We start from the raw sequence: 17,464 nt of genomic DNA on the forward strand, positions 1-17,464 counted from the left end.
GCCCGTGCAGCCGTTCGCCCGCGGCCCGCTTCCTTACACCGGCGTTACAGCATCAGGAGCGGTCGAGCAGCGCCTCCGCGAGGGACATGAGCGAAGGCGCGGCCAGCGCGTGCGATGCATCGAGCGGGTTGGGCACCTTCCCCGCGCGCTGTACGAACACCGTTTGGTAGCCCGCGCGCCGCGCACCGGCCAGGTCCCACACGTGGGCCGCCACAAAGTACGCGGCCGCCGGGTCAATCGCGTAACGCTCCGTAACCAGCCGGTACGGCTTGGGCCCCGGCTTGAGCTGCCGCGCCTCATCCACCGACACGATGCCCGCGAAGAGCGGGGCGAGGCCGGCATGGCGCAGCTGTGCCTGCAGCGCCTCGGGCGTGCCGTTGCTCAGCGCAAGAAGCTGCCACCCGGCCGCATGGAGGCTCTGGAGCGCCGCCGGCACCTCGGCATGAGGCGGCAAGCGCCGTAAGCGCCCCAGCAGCCGATCCATCGCCGCCCGGTCGAGCGTCACCCGCTCACGATCGGCACACATACGCAGGGCCGCGCGGGCCAACGTGCCGAAGTCGGTGTAGGCATCGGTGGCTACGCAGGTGAACGCCAGCTCCAGCAGCTGCTGAAACCACTGCGCGCGGGCATCGGCGGCCCCCAGCGCGTCCTGAAAGGGAGCATCGAGCACGCGCAGGTCGAGCAGTGTTTCGTTGACATCAAAAACGGCGGTCGGCATTGGGCAGCGGGGCAAAGTAGCGATCATAGTGCGCCGCGCAGCCGGGGTTGAACGCCGCGTGGCAATGGGGACAGCGATGGTTGGTGTGCAGGTACGCTGCAATGGTGAGTACGGTGCCGCAGGCGCCGCACAGTACGGCGGGCGTGTCGCGCGCATCAGCCGGCCAGCGCTCAGCCGCATGATCGGCACAGGCCGCGTGGCAGGCAAGGCAGGGATAGAACCGGCCGCAGCACGGAAAGCGAATCGCAATCCGGTCGACGGCCGCGTGGTAGTGCGCGCATCGGGTCTCCGCATCGACGGCGACGCCGTGCACCGTGTGGCGGTGAATGGATCGGGTCATGGCATGCAGTAGCGAGCAGTGGAAACGCGGTTGGCAATACGCACGGTGGCCCCCGGATGAATGACAAACTCGCTCACGCCCACCTCGTCGGTGCCCGGATGCCAATCGTACGTGTAGCCGAGGCGCGTCCACGGATAGCCGTCCGAGTGGTATGACGCACGCGCGGTGGCATCCATCCATTGCGTGTGCGCAGACGACACCGTGAGCACAGACGACGGCCGCGGCGAATTGGGCAGGCACTCCCGATCGTTAATTTCAGGATCGGGGCACGGGCGCACCAGGTCGTGCGGGCGCACCCACAGGGTTACGAAGCGCGTGTAGGGCGCATGGGGCGGAAGGCCAAGCACCTGCCGCAGCCGATCGGCGAGCGCCGGGCCCGTTCGGTCAAACGCGCGGCACATCTGCTGAAGAACCGGCACCGGCGTCACCCACACCGTTTCCTGCAGGCGCAGGAGGCCGCGGCCGGCAAGCGTATCGGTCCACGTAACCACCTGCACATGCCGCGCGCCGTCGATGGTGCGCCACCGCAGCGGGGCATGCGCCGGGGTGATGGGCGTGAGCTGCGTCGTCACCTCCGCAAACGCGGCCGTTTTGGCATCCCGAATCGCAGCCGCGTAGGCGGCCTGTTGTTGCGCGGGCGTCAGGCGGGCCGTGCCGCACCCCACCAGCCATCCCGCAAGGCAAAGAAGTCCGAGACGTAGCAGCATACAAAACAAGAGGCGTGCACCGGAAGGTCTACCAGCGCACGCCTTAGGCCCGTCATCGTTCGGGGCATGGCCCTACTCGCGGCCCACCCAGTAGTACAGCAGGCAGCCCAACAGCGGCATGAACACGATGAGGAGCGTCCAAAGAATCTTGTCGCCCGTCTCGCGCTTCTTGTCGCCCAGCAAGTCAATTAAGGCGATGATGTCCAAGATGATGATGATCGTTCCGAAGAACCCCCAGCGCGGCGACGCCATTCGCCGAAAGAGATTCGGCCCACAGCCCGTAAGCAGCAGGAGCAAGGTGGTGCAGGCGGCGATGAGGGGGGCAGGTGCAACGCGATACAAGCGGTTCATAATATTCTGTAGCAAGTGATTGGACAACCGTTCACCCACCAATACGCACGCGCCCCCCAAATGGGTACAACCGGGGGCCGCGCAAAGACACGGGTTTGTTACGAAGGCGCCGCCCGTGCGCTGCACCAGAAGGCGCGCCGCGCGTATGGCAGATTGAACGCACCCGTACAATAAACCATGTACGCATGGCTGACCGCACCAGCACCGTCATCAACGATCAGGGCCAGTTCATTACCGTGGGCATGCCCGACCATCAACCGGCCGAGGACCGCCTGGAGCGCGCCCACCACGACTTCATCACGGGGCACTGGATGGACATTGCGGCGGCGTCCTTCTACGGATTCAAGAAGATTGGCATTGGCGCGGTGGTCGTGGCTGCCACCGATCCGGCCACCGCGGATGTGGAGCATACGATGGACACGCGCAAGCTGATGTATGCGCCCGATCATGGGGCGTGGCTCGACGACCGCGTGACGGGCCCTCTGGCCGCGTGGTTTACCACCAAGCTTCAAACGTACGACCCAAACACCGAGGCGCTGGCCCTCATGGCGGATGACGACGGCACCTTGCGCGGCTACACCGTCGAAGGGTCGCCCGATCCGGGCACGTGCTTCGAGCTGGTGCGCGCCCGCCAGAACTGAGTGTGGCGCTACACGCTGTCTCATCAGATAGCGCCTAAACGACAATGGTCTACAATAAAGCGGGCCGCCCTGATGGAGCGGCCCGCTTGCACACTGCAAAGCGTCTACACCGCAGGTCGTTACGCGCCTGCGGGCACCGCATCAGCCACATCGGCATCGGGCGTTTCCGCGCTATCGTCGAGCCCGTTGCCGTCCGGGCCCTCCATGTAGCTCTCGCGGATGTTGGGGTAGGCCGTCTGGAACATCGCATTTACTTCCTCCAGCTCGCCGGTGTTGTGCTCCTGGCGCGCCTTGTGGAGCCGGACGCACGCCTTCCACACGGCGCGGCGCAGGTTCCACTTGCGCACGGAGTAGGCCGCCGAACGGCGCGTGCCATCCTCTTCCAGCCAGCTCAGTTGCACGTAGGGCTTGGGTGTGCCGCTGCCGTCGTCTTTCCAGCAAAAGTTGAGTCCGATAACGCCTGTTTTGGAGCGGGCCTCGGCCGAGCGCTTCACCGGATCGAGCGGATCGGGCAGTTCATCCAGCAACTCATCGCGGTAGGCCACGGCCGCCTCCAGCGCCTCATCGGTCCCGCCAAAGCGCTTGTCCGAGAAGTACTTGGTGTGCTGTTTCTTCTGGCGCTTGATGCGCACTTGCCACCCGTGGGTGGGATGACGATCCGGGGCCTCCTCGGTGGGCTCAATGTCAATCCGGAAAACGTTCTTCGGTTTGTCAGGCATTGCGGTTGTATGTTGTAACAATCGATTCGATTTGGTGGGGAACGGCCATTTGCCGGGCGATTCTGCGCGTGCACCGCGTGGTGGTCCAAAAAGATAGGGCCATCATCTGCCGAAGATCTAGCGAAATGCTATGGCCTTCGTTCAGTCGCGTGTTGCAACGGTGCGTTGGACAAGCAGCAGAGACGTTTGTGCGCGGCGCGGGCCGTTAATGGTGTACGGTTGCGCGCTTAAACAAGGACGCGCAATGAACCACTCCTAATGTGCGGGAAACATTTCAGAAATGCAAGCGCGCACCCGCTCGTCCGCTTCAACAACAGACCAAATTGACTTCTCCCCGCCCTAAAGGGCGAGGATTCTTGCTCACGCAAAAGACGTACTGCTTCACCGGACCGTGCCCACTTCGCACAAAGGCTTTGTGGGGCTTACCGCGTCCTTCACAGTCCTCGCGCAGAAATTTCTGCGCTCCCGCCAGCCCGACGGTACAAATGTTTTTCGCAGCATTCACGTCCCGATCATGACATGCGCCGCACTCCTCACATTGCCAATGCCGAACCGACAGCGGCTTGGTCCCTCCGACGTGCCCGCAGGCGGAACACCGCTTCGTGGATGGAAACCAACGGTCAATCTTCACGACCGTACGGCCTGCCCATTCGGCTTTGTACTCAATGTATCGAACGAGCGTAGACCACCCGGTGTCGGCAATACTGCGGCTCAGGGATCGGTTCTGCACTGAAACAGCACTCGCTTCGCGTCGCTGCATTCCCTTCACGTTCAGGCTCTCCAGCGCGATGACTTGGTTTTCGTCAACGAGTTTGCGGGAGAGCTTGTGAAGGAAGTCGTTTCGTTTGTCCGCAATCTTCGCGTGCAGACGCGCGACTTTACGTTTCTGCTTCTTCCAGTTCTGGCTGCCTTTCTCTTTACGAGAGAGGCGGCGTTGTGCTTTGCGAAGGCGATACAGGTCGTCCTCCAGATACTTCGGATTGCCGCTCTTGAAGCCATCGGAGGTGACGACCACATCGGTGATGCCGAGGTCGATGCCGACGGTACGATCCGTCTCCGGCAGCGGCTTCTTTTCCTCGGTGCAGGTCAAACTCACGAAGTAGCGCCCCGCCGGGTCTTTGGTGAGCGTAACCGACGTGACGTTGCAACTGTCGGACAGATCCCGGCTCCACCGCACGTTCAGCGTGCCGGGCACCTTCGACACGCTCAAGCGCTTGCCGTCAAGCGTGAAGGCATTCGAGGCGAAGCGGGCCGTTTGCTTTCCGTGCTTTCGCTTGAAGTTGGGGTAGCCCGCTCTGCCGTCGAAGAAGTTCTGAAACGCTTGCTCCAGGTCGCGGAGCTTCTGTTGAAGGGCGACGCTCGACACATTGCGAAGCCACTCCTTTTCCTTCTTGTGCGCAGTCAGACGCTTCGAGGTCGCCGTGTAGGTGAGCGATTTCCCTTCGTCGTAGTAGCTCTGCGTGCGGAGGTCAAGCGCCCAGTTCCAGACGTAGCGGGTGTGGCCGAACACCTCGGCCAGCGCCGCCTTCTGCTCGGCGGTCGGATAGAATCGAAATTTGTAGGCGGTGTTGTATCGCATGGTATTTGCCTAAATGACGATACGCCTGTAAAGCTCCGTGCGCTCGCATGCGAACTCGCGTACTCACAGCGAGAGGGTCCGCGTATCACCCGCTTAAAAGCGGGCGTTTTGCAGCCCTCTCGCGCTCTCCCAGTACTATAAGGGAACGTAACAATGTGCATTTGCGGGTTTGCGGCCTGAACTGTGCGGAAGGCCGAGAGTTAGCAAGCCGTATCTTTGCAATTGATCACGATGTACGCATGATGACATCTTCGACGGGCAAGCAGATCGCCGGCTGGGTTGTGGCACTTGGCGTGATGGGGCTGCTGGCTTGGCCTAAAATCAGCGCGTCTGGTGACGCCGCATCGAGCAACCGCGGCGCAGCGCCCCCCCTCGGCGTCGACGTCACCGTTGTAACGCCGACGACGGTAACCGAGCGCATTGAAACGACCGGCACGCTGCGCGCGAATGAATCCGTGGCGCTAACGGCCGAGACAAGCGGGAAGATCACTTCACTCCGCTTTGCCGAGGGGGATCGCGTGGCGGCCGGGCAGCTGCTCTTCACCATCAACAGCGCCGAGCTGGAAGCACAGCGTGAGCGCCTGTCTCATGAGCTATCCCTGGCCCGCGAGCAAGCACAGCGGCAAGCGCAGTTGCTGCAGCAGGGCGGCGTGAGTCAGGAAACCTACGACGAGACGCTGACCCGCGTGCAGGTGCTGGAGGCAGAGCAAGCGCTCCTGGATGCCCAAATTGCTAAAACGAAGGTGCGCGCGCCGTTTGGCGGCACGGTGGGTCTGCGATACGTAAGTGAAGGCAGCTACCTCACCCCGCAAACGACGGTGGCCATGCTGCACGATCTCAACCCGCTAAAGCTGGACTTTTCGGTGCCCGAGCAGTACGCCGGGCGCGTGGCCCCGGGCCAGCCCATTCGGTTTCGCGTGCGGGGCGGCGACACGGTGCATACGGCCACTATTTACGCCCAGGCCTCCACCATCGACCCCGAAACGCGCACCCTGCCCTTGCGCGCCCGCCTCGCCAATCCGGCCCGCCGCCTCCGCCCCGGCGCGTTTGCCGACATCACCGTGCCCCTGCAAGCCACGCGCGACGCCCTCACCGTCCCCACGTTTGCCGTGCTACCGGAGCTGGGTACGCAGCAGGTGTTCGTGCTTGAACGGGGCGTGGCGCAGCCGCGCAACGTAACGCTGGGCGTGCGGGGCGACTCTGCCGTGCAAATTACGGAGGGCCTTGCCGCCGGCGACACCGTCATTACCTCGGGGCTGCAGCGCCTGCGCGGCGGCCTGCCCGTGCGCGTTGAGCGCGTCGAGTAACTGCGCAGCCGCCTCGCCCCTCACCTCCTGCCCCGAACCGTCATGACGCTTTACAAGCTCAGCATCGAGCGCCCGGTGCTTTCCACCGTATTCTCGCTGGTCATTCTCATCTTTGGCGCCGTCGGGTTTTACTTCCTCGGCGTCCGCGAGTACCCGGCCGTCGACCCGCCCATCATCAGCGTCGTTACCAACTACCGCGGGGCCAACGCCGAAGTCATCGACTCGCAGATTACCGAACCCCTCGAAGAGCAAATCAATGGCGTCGATGGCATCCGCACCATCACGTCGGTGAGCCGCGAGGGGCGCTCTACCATTACGGTGGAATTTGATCTGTCGGCCGACTTAGAGCGGGCGGCGAACGACGTACGCGACCGGGTGTCGCGCGCGCTTGGCCAGTTGCCGCAGGACGTGGAGCCGCCCACCGTCTCGAAGTCGGATGCCGACGCGCCGCCCATTGTGTTTCTGAACATCAAGAGCGGCGAGCGCAACCTCATGCAGCTCACCGAGATTGCCGACAACCGCTTCAAAGAGCGCTTGCAGACCATCGCGGGCGTGAGCCGTGTCGACATCTGGGGCGATAAAACCTACGCCATGCGCCTGTGGCTCGACCCGCAGCGCCTCGCGGGCTACGGACTGGTACCGGGCGACGTGCGCCGCGCGCTCCAAACCGCCAACGTTGAGCTGCCCTCGGGCCGCATCGAGGGCGAAACGATCGAGCTCACGGTGCGCACGCTCAGCCGCCTGCAAACGGTGGAGGACTTCAACAACCTCATCCTGAAGCAAAGCCCCAGCGGGCAGATTGTACGGCTGGAGGACGTGGGCCGCGCCGAGATTGGGCCGCAAAACATGCGTACGGTCCTCAAGCGCGACGGCGTGCCCATGGTGGGCGTGGTGCTGCGCCCGCTTCCTGGCTCCAACTACATCGACATCGTCGACGAGTTTTACCAGCGGGTCGAGGACATCAAGCAGGACCTGCCAGCCGACATCAGCCTGGGCATTGGCTTTGACGTCACCTCGCAGATCCGCAAAAGCATCAACGAGGTGCAGCAAACCATCCTGATCGCGTTCATCCTGGTGGTGCTCATCATCTTTGCGTTCCTGCGCGACGTGCGCTCCACCCTCATCCCGCTGGTCACGATTCCCGTGGCGCTGGTGGGCGCGTTCTTCGTGATGTACGCCTTCGACTTCTCCATCAACGTGCTCACGCTGTTGGCCATCGTGCTGGGCATTGGCCTTGTGGTGGATGACGCCATTGTGGTGCTGGAGAATATCTACGCCAAAATTGAGGATGGCCTCGACCCTATCGAAGCGGGCATTCAAGGCACACGCGAGATTTTCTTCGCGGTGCTGGCCACGTCCATTGCCCTGGTGTCGGTCTTTTTGCCGATCATCTTCTTGGGCGGCCTTACCGGGCAACTCTTTCAGGAGTTTGGGCTGGTGATTGCTGGTGCGGTGATCATCTCGACGTTTGTGGCGCTCACCCTAACGCCCATGCTCTGCTCGCGCTTCCTGAAGCCCCATGAGGAATCGTCGTCGTGGGTGTACCGCGTTACCGAGCCGTTCTTTCAGTGGCTCACGCAGGGCTACAAGCGATGGCTGCAGGCCTTTATGGAGCGGCGGTGGGTGGCGTTTGCCATCATGGCGGGCTCGGTGGCGCTGATTGGCGTGCTGTACGTGACGCTGCCGAAGCAGCTGGCCCCGCTGGAAGACCGCAGCAGCCTGCGGCTGTTTACCACGGCCCGCGAGGGGGCCACCTTTGCCTACATGGATCGGTTTATGGGCCGGCTGTATGGCACGCTGCAAGACGTCATTGGCCCGGAGAACCTCGACGCGGTTATCTCGGTCACCTCGCCGGGCTTCGGCGCCTCTAGCTCGGTCAACTCCGGATTCATGCGCGTGCAACTGGTGCCGCCGGCACAGCGCGACTCCACCCAGATGCAGTACGCCGATCGGCTCCAACAAGTGGTGAGCCGGCTGGAGGGCTCGCAAACCTTTATATCGCAGGAGCAAACCATCTCGGTGGGCTTCAGCGACGGCTTGCCGGTGCAATACGTGCTGCAAGCGCCCAACGTAGAAGCGCTGCGGCGGGTGCTGCCCACCTTTCTGCGCCGCGCACAAGAAGATCCAGCGTTTGCGTTCGTCCAAACCAACTTGAAGTTCAACAAGCCCGAACTGCAAGTGCGCATCGACCGCAACCGGGCCAACAACATCGGCGTCTCGCCGCTCGACGTAGCCGAAACCTTGCAACTGGCGCTCAGCGAGCAGCGCGTGGGCTACTTCATCCGCAATGGCGAGCAGCGCGAGGTCATCGCGCAGGTGCAAGACGAAAGCCGCAACGAGCCGCTCGACCTCAAGACGCTCTACGTGCGCTCGGCGAGCGGGGAACCCGTCTTGCTCGACAACCTCGTGACCGTCACGGAAGGCTCCACGCCCCCACAGCTCTACCGGTTCAACCGCTACATGTCGGCCACCATCTCGGCCCAACTGACGCCGAGGCGCACCATCGCCGACGGCATCAACGCGATGGACGCAATCGCACAGGATGTGCTCGACAACTCGTTCTCGACGGCGCTTGACGGCCCCTCACGCGACTTTCAGGAGACCTCAAACCGCCTTCTGTACGTGTTTGGCCTGGCCATCGTGCTCATCTACCTGGTGCTGGCCGGGCAGTTTGAGAGCTTCCGCGACCCGTTCACCATCTTGCTTACCGTGCCGCTTGCGCTCACCGGGGCGCTGCTGTTCCTCTGGTACTTCAACCAGTCCATCAACATCTTTAGCCAGATTGGCATCGTGATGCTGGTGGGCCTCGTGGCAAAAAATGGCATCCTGATCGTGGAGTTTGCCAACCAGCGGAAGGCCGCCGGCCGCTCCATCCGAGAGGCCATCGAAGAGGCCGCCGTGGCCCGCTTTCGTCCAATCCTGATGACGGTGCTATCGACCGTGTTGGGCGTGCTGCCGATTGCGCTGGCCCTGGGCGCGGGCGCCGAGAGCCGCGTGCCGATGGGGCTGGCCGTCATTGGCGGCTTGCTGATTGGCACCGGCCTTACGCTCTTTGTGATTCCCGCCCTGTACACGTACATTACCCACCCCGATGCGGGGCCCGTGCTCGCCACCACCGGCGATGGCGCCTCCAACGAGGCCGCATCGCTTCATCCGTCGACCGCCGCCGCGCAACAAGACTCCTGATGCCCATGCCTGCTTCCTGGCCGGTCCTTCCTTCGTACGATGACTGGGAACCGACCTGCACCACCGTACACCTGTGGTCGCAGGTGGTGGGCAAGGTGCGCCTCGCCTGCGCCCCCTGGATCAACCACTCATGGGGCGTGGCGCTGTACGTCACCCCGCGCGGGCTGACCACCTCGCCCATTCCCCACAACGGCGCGACGTTTGCGCTCGACTTCGATTTTGTCGACCATGCGCTGCGGCTGGAAACGAGCACCGGCACGCAACGCGCGTTTGCGCTGACGGCCCAGCCGGTGGCGGCGTTCTACGAACAAACCATGGCGCTGCTGCACGACGCCGGCATCGACGTGTCGATACATCCGCGGCCCGTCGAGATGGAGGACGTCATTCCATTTCCCGACGATACGACCCACGCCGCATACGACCCCGACGCCATCCATCGCTTTTGGCACGCCCTTGTGCACGCCCAGCGCGTGTTTACGGCCTTTCGGGCCCCCTTCATCGGAAAAGTGAGCCCCGTGCACTTCTTTTGGGGCGCATTTGACTTGGCCGTCACACGCTTCTCGGGCCGTACAGCGCCCACGCATCCCGGCGGCATCCCCAACTGCCCCGACTGGGTGATGGAAGAGGCCTACTCGCACGAGCTCTCCAGCGCGGGCTTCTGGCCCGGCAGCGGCCTGGGCGAAGCCGCGTTCTATTCGTACGCCTACCCCACGCCCGACGGCTTTGCCGACGCCCCGGTGACGCCCGACGCGGCGTTCTATCACGAAGACCTGGGCGAGTTCATCCTGCCGTATGAGGCCGTCCGCACCGCGCCCGATCCCGATTCTACGCTCATCGCATTTCTGCGCAGCACCTATGCCGCGGCCGCCGACACGGGCGACTGGAACCGCGCCGCGCTAGAGCGCACCGCACCGCCTCCGCCCCACGCCTCGTAGGCAGTACACGCCGCTCGCGGTGCACATTTGACGGAATGCTCGTTGACAAGGCGCCCACGTGTGCATATGTTGTGTGCGGTGAATTGTCGAGTTTAAGAGCCCCGCGTATGCCCGTAACCAAGAGCATCCCGCTGCACGAAACCGCCCGCAAGCGGTATCTTAACTACGCCCTGTCGGTCATTACAAGCCGTGCCCTGCCCGACATCCGCGACGGGCTGAAGCCCGTGCAGCGCCGCATTTTGTATGCCATGTACAACAACCTCCGGCTCTACCCGGAGAAGCGGCACCGCAAGAGCGCGACCATCGTGGGTGAAACTATGGGCAAATATCACCCGCACGGCGACAGCGCCATCTACGATGCGATGGTGCGCATGGCGCAGTCGTTTAGCCTGCGCGCGCCGCTGGTGGATGGGCACGGCAACTTTGGCTCGCTCGATGGCGACAACCCCGCGGCGATGCGCTACACCGAGGCCAAGCTGCGCCCGCTGGCGGTAGACCTCCTCGACGAAATCCGCAGCGATACGGTCGACTTCCGCCCCACGTTTGACGGGACGCTCTTTGAGCCCGTGGTGCTGCCGGCCAAGTTCCCCAACTTGCTGGTGAACGGCGCGAGCGGTATTGCGGTGGGCATGGCCACCAACATTCCGCCGCACAACCTGCGTGAGGTGATCAACGCGGCGCTTTACATGGTCGACTCGCCCAATGCGCGGGTCGACACGCTGGTGCGCAACCACATCCAGGGCCCCGATTTTCCAACCGGCGGGCGCATCCTGAACACCGAAGAGGAGCTGCTGGACATTTACACCACCGGGCGCGGCACCATCGAGATGCGCGGGGCCTACCACGCGAAGGGCAAGTCGCGCATTATCATCGACTCGGTGCCGTACGGGGTGGACAAGAGCAGCATCGTGGAGTCGATTGCGGAGCACATTGCGGCCGAGGACGTGCCCCAGCTTTCGAACGTCCGCGACGAGTCGACCGACGATGTGCGCATCGTGCTGGAGCTAAAGCGCGGCGCCGACGGCGAGGCGGCCATGGCGTACCTCTTTAAGCACACGAAGCTGCAGCACCGCTTCCACGTAAACCTGACGTGCTTGGTGCCTACCGAGGACAGCGATGCGCCGCAGCCCGAGCAGGTGGATCTGTACCAGATCCTGCGGCACTTTCTGGACTTCCGCCTGAAGGTCGTCACGCGCCGCCTGGCGTACGATCTGAACAAGCTGGAGACGCGCATTCACCTGCTGGAAGGGTTCGAGACCATTTTTGATGCGCTCGACGCCGCTGTTGAAATTGTGCGCTCCGCCCAAGACAAGCAAGACGCTGCCCGCGCCCTGTCCGACCGCTTTCCGCTGGATGACGAACAGGTGGAGGCGGTGCTGGAGACCAAGCTGTACCGGCTCTCGCAACTCGAAATTGCCTCCATCCGCGGCGAGCTCGACGAGAAGCGCACCGAGGCCGAGCGCATCCGCGGGCTCCTGGCCGACGAGGACGAACGGTGGCGCCTGGTGAAGGAGGAGCTGCGCGCCGTGCGCGACCAATACGCCGACGCGCGCCGCACCGAGATTGCCGGCCCCGACGCCCGCGTGGAATACACCGAAGAGGACTACATCATCGACGAGGACGTCTTCGTCATCGTCACGCGCGACGGCTGGGTGAAGCGCCAAGGCTCGTACACGAGCGTCGACTCGATCCGCGTGCGCGACGGCGACGCCGTGGGCTGGGTACAGCCCGGCTCCACCCGCGCCACCGTGGGCTTCTTTACCAACTTTGGCACGTGCTACACCACCCGCATCGCCGATATTCCGAGCACGACCGGCTACGGCGATCCGGTGCAAAAGCTGTTTTCGTTCGACGACGGCGAGCGCGTGGTGGGCGTGATGAGCTTCGACGACCGCCTGCTGCCCAACCCCGTGCCGCCCGCGCCCACCGAGCAGGGCGTGCTGTTTGACGCGGCCGCCGAGGAGCACGACGACGCCCCCGACGAGCCGTACGTGGTGGCCTTCACCAAGCAGGGACAGGCGACGCGCTTTACGCTGGACGGCTTCAAGGAGCCGTCGACGCGGGCGGGCCGCATGTACATGCGCCTCGAAGAGGGCGACGACGTGCTACGTGCCTGCATGGCCCGCGGCCACGAACACGTGTGCATGGCCTCGCACAACGGCCGTGCCCTCATCTTTCCGGTGCACCAGGTGAGCGTGTACAAGGGCCCCGCCAAGGGCGTCATGGCAATTCGCCTGGAGGCGGGCGACCGGGTGCTGGGCGTTACGCTCTCCGACGCCGCCCGCGACGGACTGACCGTAGAGACCAACAACGGGCGCGAAGAGATTGTGCGCACCACGAAGTTCGACGTCACCAACCGCGGCACGAAAGGCACCCTCGTCATCAAGCGGGGCTACTTTGCTACCGTTCATCAACCGCCCGTGGTGGATGCCTTCCCCGATGCCTAACACGGCCACCGAGCCCCCCGAGACGCTGGTGCAGTACGCACAGGCCGCCCGCTGGGTGGACGCCTGGCGGCTGCTGCACGCGCGTGATGACGCGCCCGATGCCCGCTGGGCGTGGGCCGTAGAAACCGCCACCGATGCCTTCTTTACGGCGCTCGGCAACGGGGCATCCGTCTCGGCCGAAGCCCTTGAGCTGCTCGTGCTCCTGCACAGCAGCCACCGCATCGCCCTTTCCGACGCCCGCTTTACCACGGCGGTGGCGGCGCTGGTGGAGCGTCACCGCGCCCAAGGCCGCCCCGAGGCGGCCCGGCACTACGCCCGCTTTGCCCCCACAGCCGACGTGTGCGCGGCGGTTTTGAATGACCCTGTCGCGCACGACGCACACGCGGAGGCCCCGCCGGCCCAACCGCCGCCTACCGAAACGTTTCAGCATCCATGGAGCGACCGGATGGCGGTGACGGTTGTTGCGCCGCACTCCGGACGCGACGCCTCCCTCAGCCTGTTTCGCTCGCGGCAGGAGCGCGCGTTCTTCCAAGCCCTGCGCCGCGTCTTTCCGACATTTGCGCCGTATCCCAACGTTGCGCTGCACAGCGTGCTCGACCTCGACCGCATCGGTCCGCAACTAACGAACGACGAGCGTGCGTTCTTCTTTAAGGGACTGGTCGACTGCGTGCTGTGCGACCCGGCCGACGATTACCGCCCCGTGGCGTTCTTTGAGCTCGACAGCCCGCGCCACAATGCCCCCGCTCGCCGGCAGAACGACCGCGTCAAGGATCGGATTGTGGCGTGTGCGGGTCACGCACTCTATCGGCTGCGCCCGCATACCGCGCGGGCGACGGTGCATGACTTTGCGCGCGTGCTTCGTTACCTTGCGCACAGCGACGGCGCCCCCATCGCCTTTGCACCCGCGCGCCCCGATCCGTAGCGCGCCCCCGTACCCCCCAATGTCTGTTGCACCAACGCTGCACCCAATTTCCCTTTATGCCCGATCCAAGCACGTATACCGGCGAAAGCATTCAGGTCCTTGAGGGCCTCGAACCCGTTCGCAAACGCCCCGGCATGTACATCGGCGGCACCGGCCGCCCCGGCCTGCACCACATGCTGTGGGAAATCGTGGACAACGCCGTCGACGAAGCCACCAACGGCTACGCCTCGCAGATTGACGTCACGCTCCATGCCGATGGCCAAAGCATTAGCGTAACAGATAACGGCCGCGGCATTCCGGTAGACAACCATCCGGAGAAAGACATCCCCGCCCTTCAGGTCATTCTGACGACGCTGCATGCCGGCGGTAAGTTTGACGGCAGCAACTACATCACCTCCGGCGGCCTACACGGTGTGGGCGCCTCGGTGGTCAATGCGCTTTCGTCCGAGATGATTGCGACCGTGAAGCGCAACGGCGCCACCTACCAGCAGACGTACCAGCGCGGGCTGCCGATTACCGACCTGGAGGTCATCAAAGAAAGCACCCGCGGTACGGGCACCACGATTTTCTTCCGCCCCGATCCCGACATCTTTGAGACGGTTACGTTCGACCCGGCGCGCATTCAGGAGACGCTGGAGGTAAAGACCTACCTGAACCGCGACCTCAAGATCGTCTTCACCGATGAGACGAACGATGCCCGGCACGTCTTTCACCACGAAGGCGGCATCGCGGAGTACCTGGAGACGATGGTGGAGAGCCTCAACGTATCGGCCATCCACGACGACCTGTTCGTGATGCGCACCGACGACCTGGACGGCGCGGGGCGCCTGGAGGTCGCATTGCAGTGGACCGACGCGCCCAAGGAGCAGATCCACACGTTTGTGAACGGTATTCCGACACAAGACGGTGGCACGCACGAGCAGGGGCTGCGCGGCGCCATCCGTACCGTTGTGCGAAGCTACATGGATACGCACGACCTGGTGCCGCACCGCCTCGACATTACGGCCGACGATACGCGCGAGGGCCTTGTGGCCATCGTGAACCTGTTTCTGGTCGACCCGCAGTTTCAGGGGCAAACGAAGGACAAGCTGAACAACCCGGAGGCGCGCGGGCTGGTGTCGGGCGCACTCCGCACCGAGCTGGAGCAGCACCTCAACACCCACACGTCGACGGGCGAGGCCATCGCGGCCCGCGTGATTCAGGCCGCCAAGGCCCGCCGCGCCAGCCGCTCGGCCGCCAGCCGGGCCCGCAGCAGCAGCCGCGCCTCGCGCCGCCTCAACCTGCCCGGCAAGCTTGCGGACTGCTCCAGCAGCACGCCCAGCGAGTGCGAGCTGTTCATCGTGGAGGGCGACTCGGCCGGTGGCTCGGCCAAACAGGGCCGCGACCGCGCCACGCAGGCGGTGTTGCCCCTGCGCGGCAAGGTGCTCAACGCCGAGCAGGCCACCCTCAAGCGCGTCCAAAACAACAAGGAACTGTCCAACATCGTGCAGGCCCTGGGCTGCGGCCTGGGCGATGCGCTCGACCTCTCGCACCTGCGCTATCACAAGGTCATCCTGCTCATGGATGCCGACAGCGACGGGCACCACATCGCCACGCTGCTGCTTACCTTCTTTTACCGCTACATGCGCCCGCTCATTGACGGCGGCTTTGTGTACATCGCGCAGCCGCCGCTCTACCGCATCGACGCGGCCAAAGAGACGTACTGGGCCCTCGACGATGCCGACAAGCTGCGCATCGTTGAGGAGCTGGAAGCCGACGGCCGCAACCTCAAGATCGACATCCAGCGGTTCAAGGGCCTGGGCGAGATGATGCCCAAAACCTTGAACGAGACGACCCTGGCCCCCGACACGCGCCGCCTGCTGGAAGTCTCCATTCCCGACACTGAGCGCCTCGTCACCGAACAAACCATCAGCGAGCTGATGGGCCGCGACACCTCGGCGCGCTACAACTTCATCATGCAGCACGCCACCGAGGCCGACGACCTCGACGTATAGCGGCGCGCTGCGAGCCCTCACGCCTACATATGCACCGCGCCGTCCCCTGAAGCGGCGGACGGCGCGGCGCGGATGTCGGTATGTAGCATGCAGCTGGGCTTACGCGTGGGCCGCGCGCATATCGTGCGCTTCAGCTGCCGCGTCGAGGCCTTCCTTGATGCACGCCACGCCCTCGTCAATTTCCTCGGGGGTGATGGTGAGCGGCGAGCGGAACCGAATGGAGCGCTCCCCGCAACCCAGCACGATGGCCCCGGCCTTGAAGGTGTGCTGCTTCACGGCATCGCGATGCTCCGTCGAGGGCAGGTCGAACGCGCACATCAGCCCACGGCCGCGCACGTTTGTTACGGCCGGATACTGCGCCGCTAGCTCGTGCAACGCCTCGTGCAGATGATCGCCGGCCGCCCCCGCGTGGGCAACGAGATCGTCTTCTTCTATGATCTCCAGGATGCGATCGAAGCGCACCATATCCACGAGATTGCCGCCCCAGGTAGAATTGATGCGGCTGGGCACCTGAAACACGTGGTCGTCGACCTCATCGAGCTTGCGCCCGGCCAGGATGCCGCACACCTGCGTCTTTTTCCCAAAAGCCAGGATGTCGGGCTTTACGCCCAGCGCCTGGTGGGCCCAAAACTGTCCGGTGATGCCCACGCCGCTTTGCACCTCATCAAAGACGAGCAGCGCATCGTTCTCGTGGGCCAGGGCCTTCAGGCGATGCAAGAACGATGGACGGAAGTGGTTGTCGCCCCCTTCCCCCTGAATGGGCTCCAGGATGACCGCCGCAATGCGGTCTTTCCGTTCGTGGAAGAAGCGCTTGGCCTGCTGCAGCGCGCGCTCCTCGTGGGCGCCCACGCGCTCCACCTCGTCTTCGTCGAGCGGAAACCGCACCTTGGGGTTGGTGATGCGCGGCCAGTCGAAGGTGGGAAAGTGCATCGTCTTGCGCGGATCGGCGGTGTTGGTCAGCGACAGCGTGTAGCCGCTGCGTCCATGAAACGCCTGGTCGAGGTGCAGCACCTCGTGGCCCACTTCGCGCCGGTAGCCCTTTGCAAAATTCTTGCGCACCTTCCAATCGAACGCCGCCTTCAGGGCGTTCTCGATTGCCAGCGCGCCCCCCGAGATGAAGAACGTGTACGGCAGATACTCCGGAATCCCCACGCGGTCGAACGTCTCCACAAAGCGTCCCATGTGCTGCGTCATCACATCGGAGTTCGTCACCTTGTTGAGGGCCGCATCCATCAGGCGCGCCTTAAAGCCGTCGTCCTGCGTGAGCTTCGGGTGGTTCATGCCCAGCGGATTCGACGCGTAAAAGCCAAACAGATCCACGTACGAGCGGCCCGAGTCGGCATCGCGCAGGCGCACGCCCTGGCTTTCATCCATGTCAAGCACCATCGGCATCATGCCTTTGGTAAGCAGGTGCTTCGACAGCACGTCGCGCACGCGGTTGGGGGTGACGGTATCGGCAATGGAGGCAGAAGATGGAGACGGCATGTAAGGGCTTCCAAACCATTGAATGAGCAGAATTTCGCGTGGGCGGTGCCTCGCGCAGGAGGAACGCCCGTCCGGTCGTATCGTACGCTAGGAGCGCAGAAAATGTCCGACGGAATGTCGGTCACGTCCTGAT

General features: G+C 64.0%; 14 protein-coding genes. 7 read left to right on the top strand and 7 right to left on the bottom strand.

What is annotated here, in order from left to right; all coding sequences use genetic code 11:
* Positions 1–52: 52 nt before the first annotated feature.
* The 4 genes from SALLO_RS0105110 to SALLO_RS18115 all read right to left on the bottom strand — a co-directional run bounded on the left by SALLO_RS0105110 (position 53) and on the right by SALLO_RS18115 (position 2,116).
* Positions 53–718, bottom strand: coding sequence for a haloacid dehalogenase type II (locus SALLO_RS0105110; protein WP_022835245.1), 666 nt, complete (start codon positions 716–718; stop codon positions 53–55).
* Positions 699–1,058 carry a CHY zinc finger protein gene (locus SALLO_RS0105115; protein WP_022835246.1) on the bottom strand — a complete coding sequence of 120 codons (360 nt, stop codon included), beginning with the start codon at positions 1,056–1,058 and terminating at the stop codon, positions 699–701. Before SALLO_RS0105115 ends, SALLO_RS0105110 begins: the two co-directional genes overlap by 20 nt.
* Positions 1,055–1,765 carry a hypothetical protein gene (locus tag SALLO_RS0105120; RefSeq protein WP_022835247.1) on the bottom strand — a complete coding sequence of 237 codons (711 nt, stop codon included), beginning with the start codon at positions 1,763–1,765 and terminating at the stop codon, positions 1,055–1,057. The genes SALLO_RS0105115 and SALLO_RS0105120 overlap by 4 nt, the downstream gene beginning before the upstream one ends.
* Before the next feature lie 72 nt (positions 1,766–1,837).
* Entirely contained in the window at positions 1,838–2,116 is a 279-nt protein-coding gene (locus SALLO_RS18115) for a PLD nuclease N-terminal domain-containing protein (RefSeq protein ID WP_022835248.1), read from the bottom strand.
* A 185-nt stretch (positions 2,117–2,301) separates the two neighbouring features.
* On the opposite strand from SALLO_RS18115, the gene SALLO_RS15335 reads away from it, so the two are divergent.
* Positions 2,302–2,757 carry a hypothetical protein gene (locus tag SALLO_RS15335; protein ID WP_051141301.1) on the top strand — a complete coding sequence of 152 codons (456 nt, stop codon included), beginning with the start codon at positions 2,302–2,304 and terminating at the stop codon, positions 2,755–2,757.
* A gap of 119 nt (positions 2,758–2,876) precedes the next feature.
* Here SALLO_RS15335 and SALLO_RS0105135 read toward each other — a convergent pair whose 3' ends face one another.
* Both SALLO_RS0105135 and SALLO_RS15340 read right to left on the bottom strand, forming a co-directional pair.
* Positions 2,877–3,476 carry an AP2 domain-containing protein gene (locus SALLO_RS0105135; protein ID WP_022835250.1) on the bottom strand — a complete coding sequence of 200 codons (600 nt, stop codon included), beginning with the start codon at positions 3,474–3,476 and terminating at the stop codon, positions 2,877–2,879.
* Between the two features lie 307 nt (positions 3,477–3,783).
* Positions 3,784–5,055: an RNA-guided endonuclease InsQ/TnpB family protein gene (locus tag SALLO_RS15340; protein WP_022835251.1), complete on the bottom strand. Its 1,272-nt coding sequence runs from the start codon at positions 5,053–5,055 to the stop codon at positions 3,784–3,786.
* A gap of 239 nt (positions 5,056–5,294) precedes the next feature.
* Here SALLO_RS15340 and SALLO_RS0105145 point away from each other — a divergent pair, with 239 nt between their 5' ends.
* From SALLO_RS0105145 to SALLO_RS0105170, 6 genes are all read left to right on the top strand, one after another.
* The gene (locus SALLO_RS0105145; RefSeq protein ID WP_022835252.1) at positions 5,295–6,362 is read left to right on the top strand and encodes an efflux RND transporter periplasmic adaptor subunit; all 1,068 of its coding nucleotides are present in this window, start codon (positions 5,295–5,297) and stop codon (positions 6,360–6,362) included.
* A 42-nt stretch (positions 6,363–6,404) separates the two neighbouring features.
* Positions 6,405–9,548: an efflux RND transporter permease subunit gene (locus SALLO_RS15345; protein ID WP_022835253.1), complete on the top strand. Its 3,144-nt coding sequence runs from the start codon at positions 6,405–6,407 to the stop codon at positions 9,546–9,548.
* Positions 9,549–9,553: 5 nt separating this feature from the next.
* On the top strand, positions 9,554–10,483 hold the full coding sequence (locus SALLO_RS0105155; protein ID WP_211214079.1) for a DUF5996 family protein: 930 nt from the start codon (positions 9,554–9,556) through the stop codon (positions 10,481–10,483).
* Between the two features lie 107 nt (positions 10,484–10,590).
* Positions 10,591–12,930, top strand: a complete 2,340-nt coding sequence (locus tag SALLO_RS0105160; RefSeq protein ID WP_022835255.1) for a DNA gyrase/topoisomerase IV subunit A — start codon at positions 10,591–10,593, stop codon at positions 12,928–12,930.
* On the top strand, positions 12,911–13,852 hold the full coding sequence (locus SALLO_RS17675; RefSeq protein ID WP_084696171.1) for a DUF2726 domain-containing protein: 942 nt from the start codon (positions 12,911–12,913) through the stop codon (positions 13,850–13,852). The genes SALLO_RS0105160 and SALLO_RS17675 overlap by 20 nt, the downstream gene beginning before the upstream one ends.
* A 56-nt stretch (positions 13,853–13,908) precedes the next feature.
* On the top strand, positions 13,909–15,846 hold the full coding sequence (locus tag SALLO_RS0105170; RefSeq protein ID WP_022835257.1) for a DNA gyrase/topoisomerase IV subunit B: 1,938 nt from the start codon (positions 13,909–13,911) through the stop codon (positions 15,844–15,846).
* A gap of 99 nt (positions 15,847–15,945) precedes the next feature.
* Here SALLO_RS0105170 and lat read toward each other — a convergent pair whose 3' ends face one another.
* Positions 15,946–17,331 (bottom strand): L-lysine 6-transaminase, encoded by a 1,386-nt coding sequence (gene lat, locus SALLO_RS15355; RefSeq protein WP_022835258.1) that lies wholly within the window; start codon positions 17,329–17,331, stop codon positions 15,946–15,948.
* Between the last annotated feature and the right edge of the window lie 133 nt (positions 17,332–17,464).

The organism is Salisaeta longa DSM 21114, assembly GCF_000419585.1.
Taxonomy (GTDB): Bacteria; Bacteroidota; Rhodothermia; order Rhodothermales; family Salinibacteraceae; genus Salisaeta; species Salisaeta longa.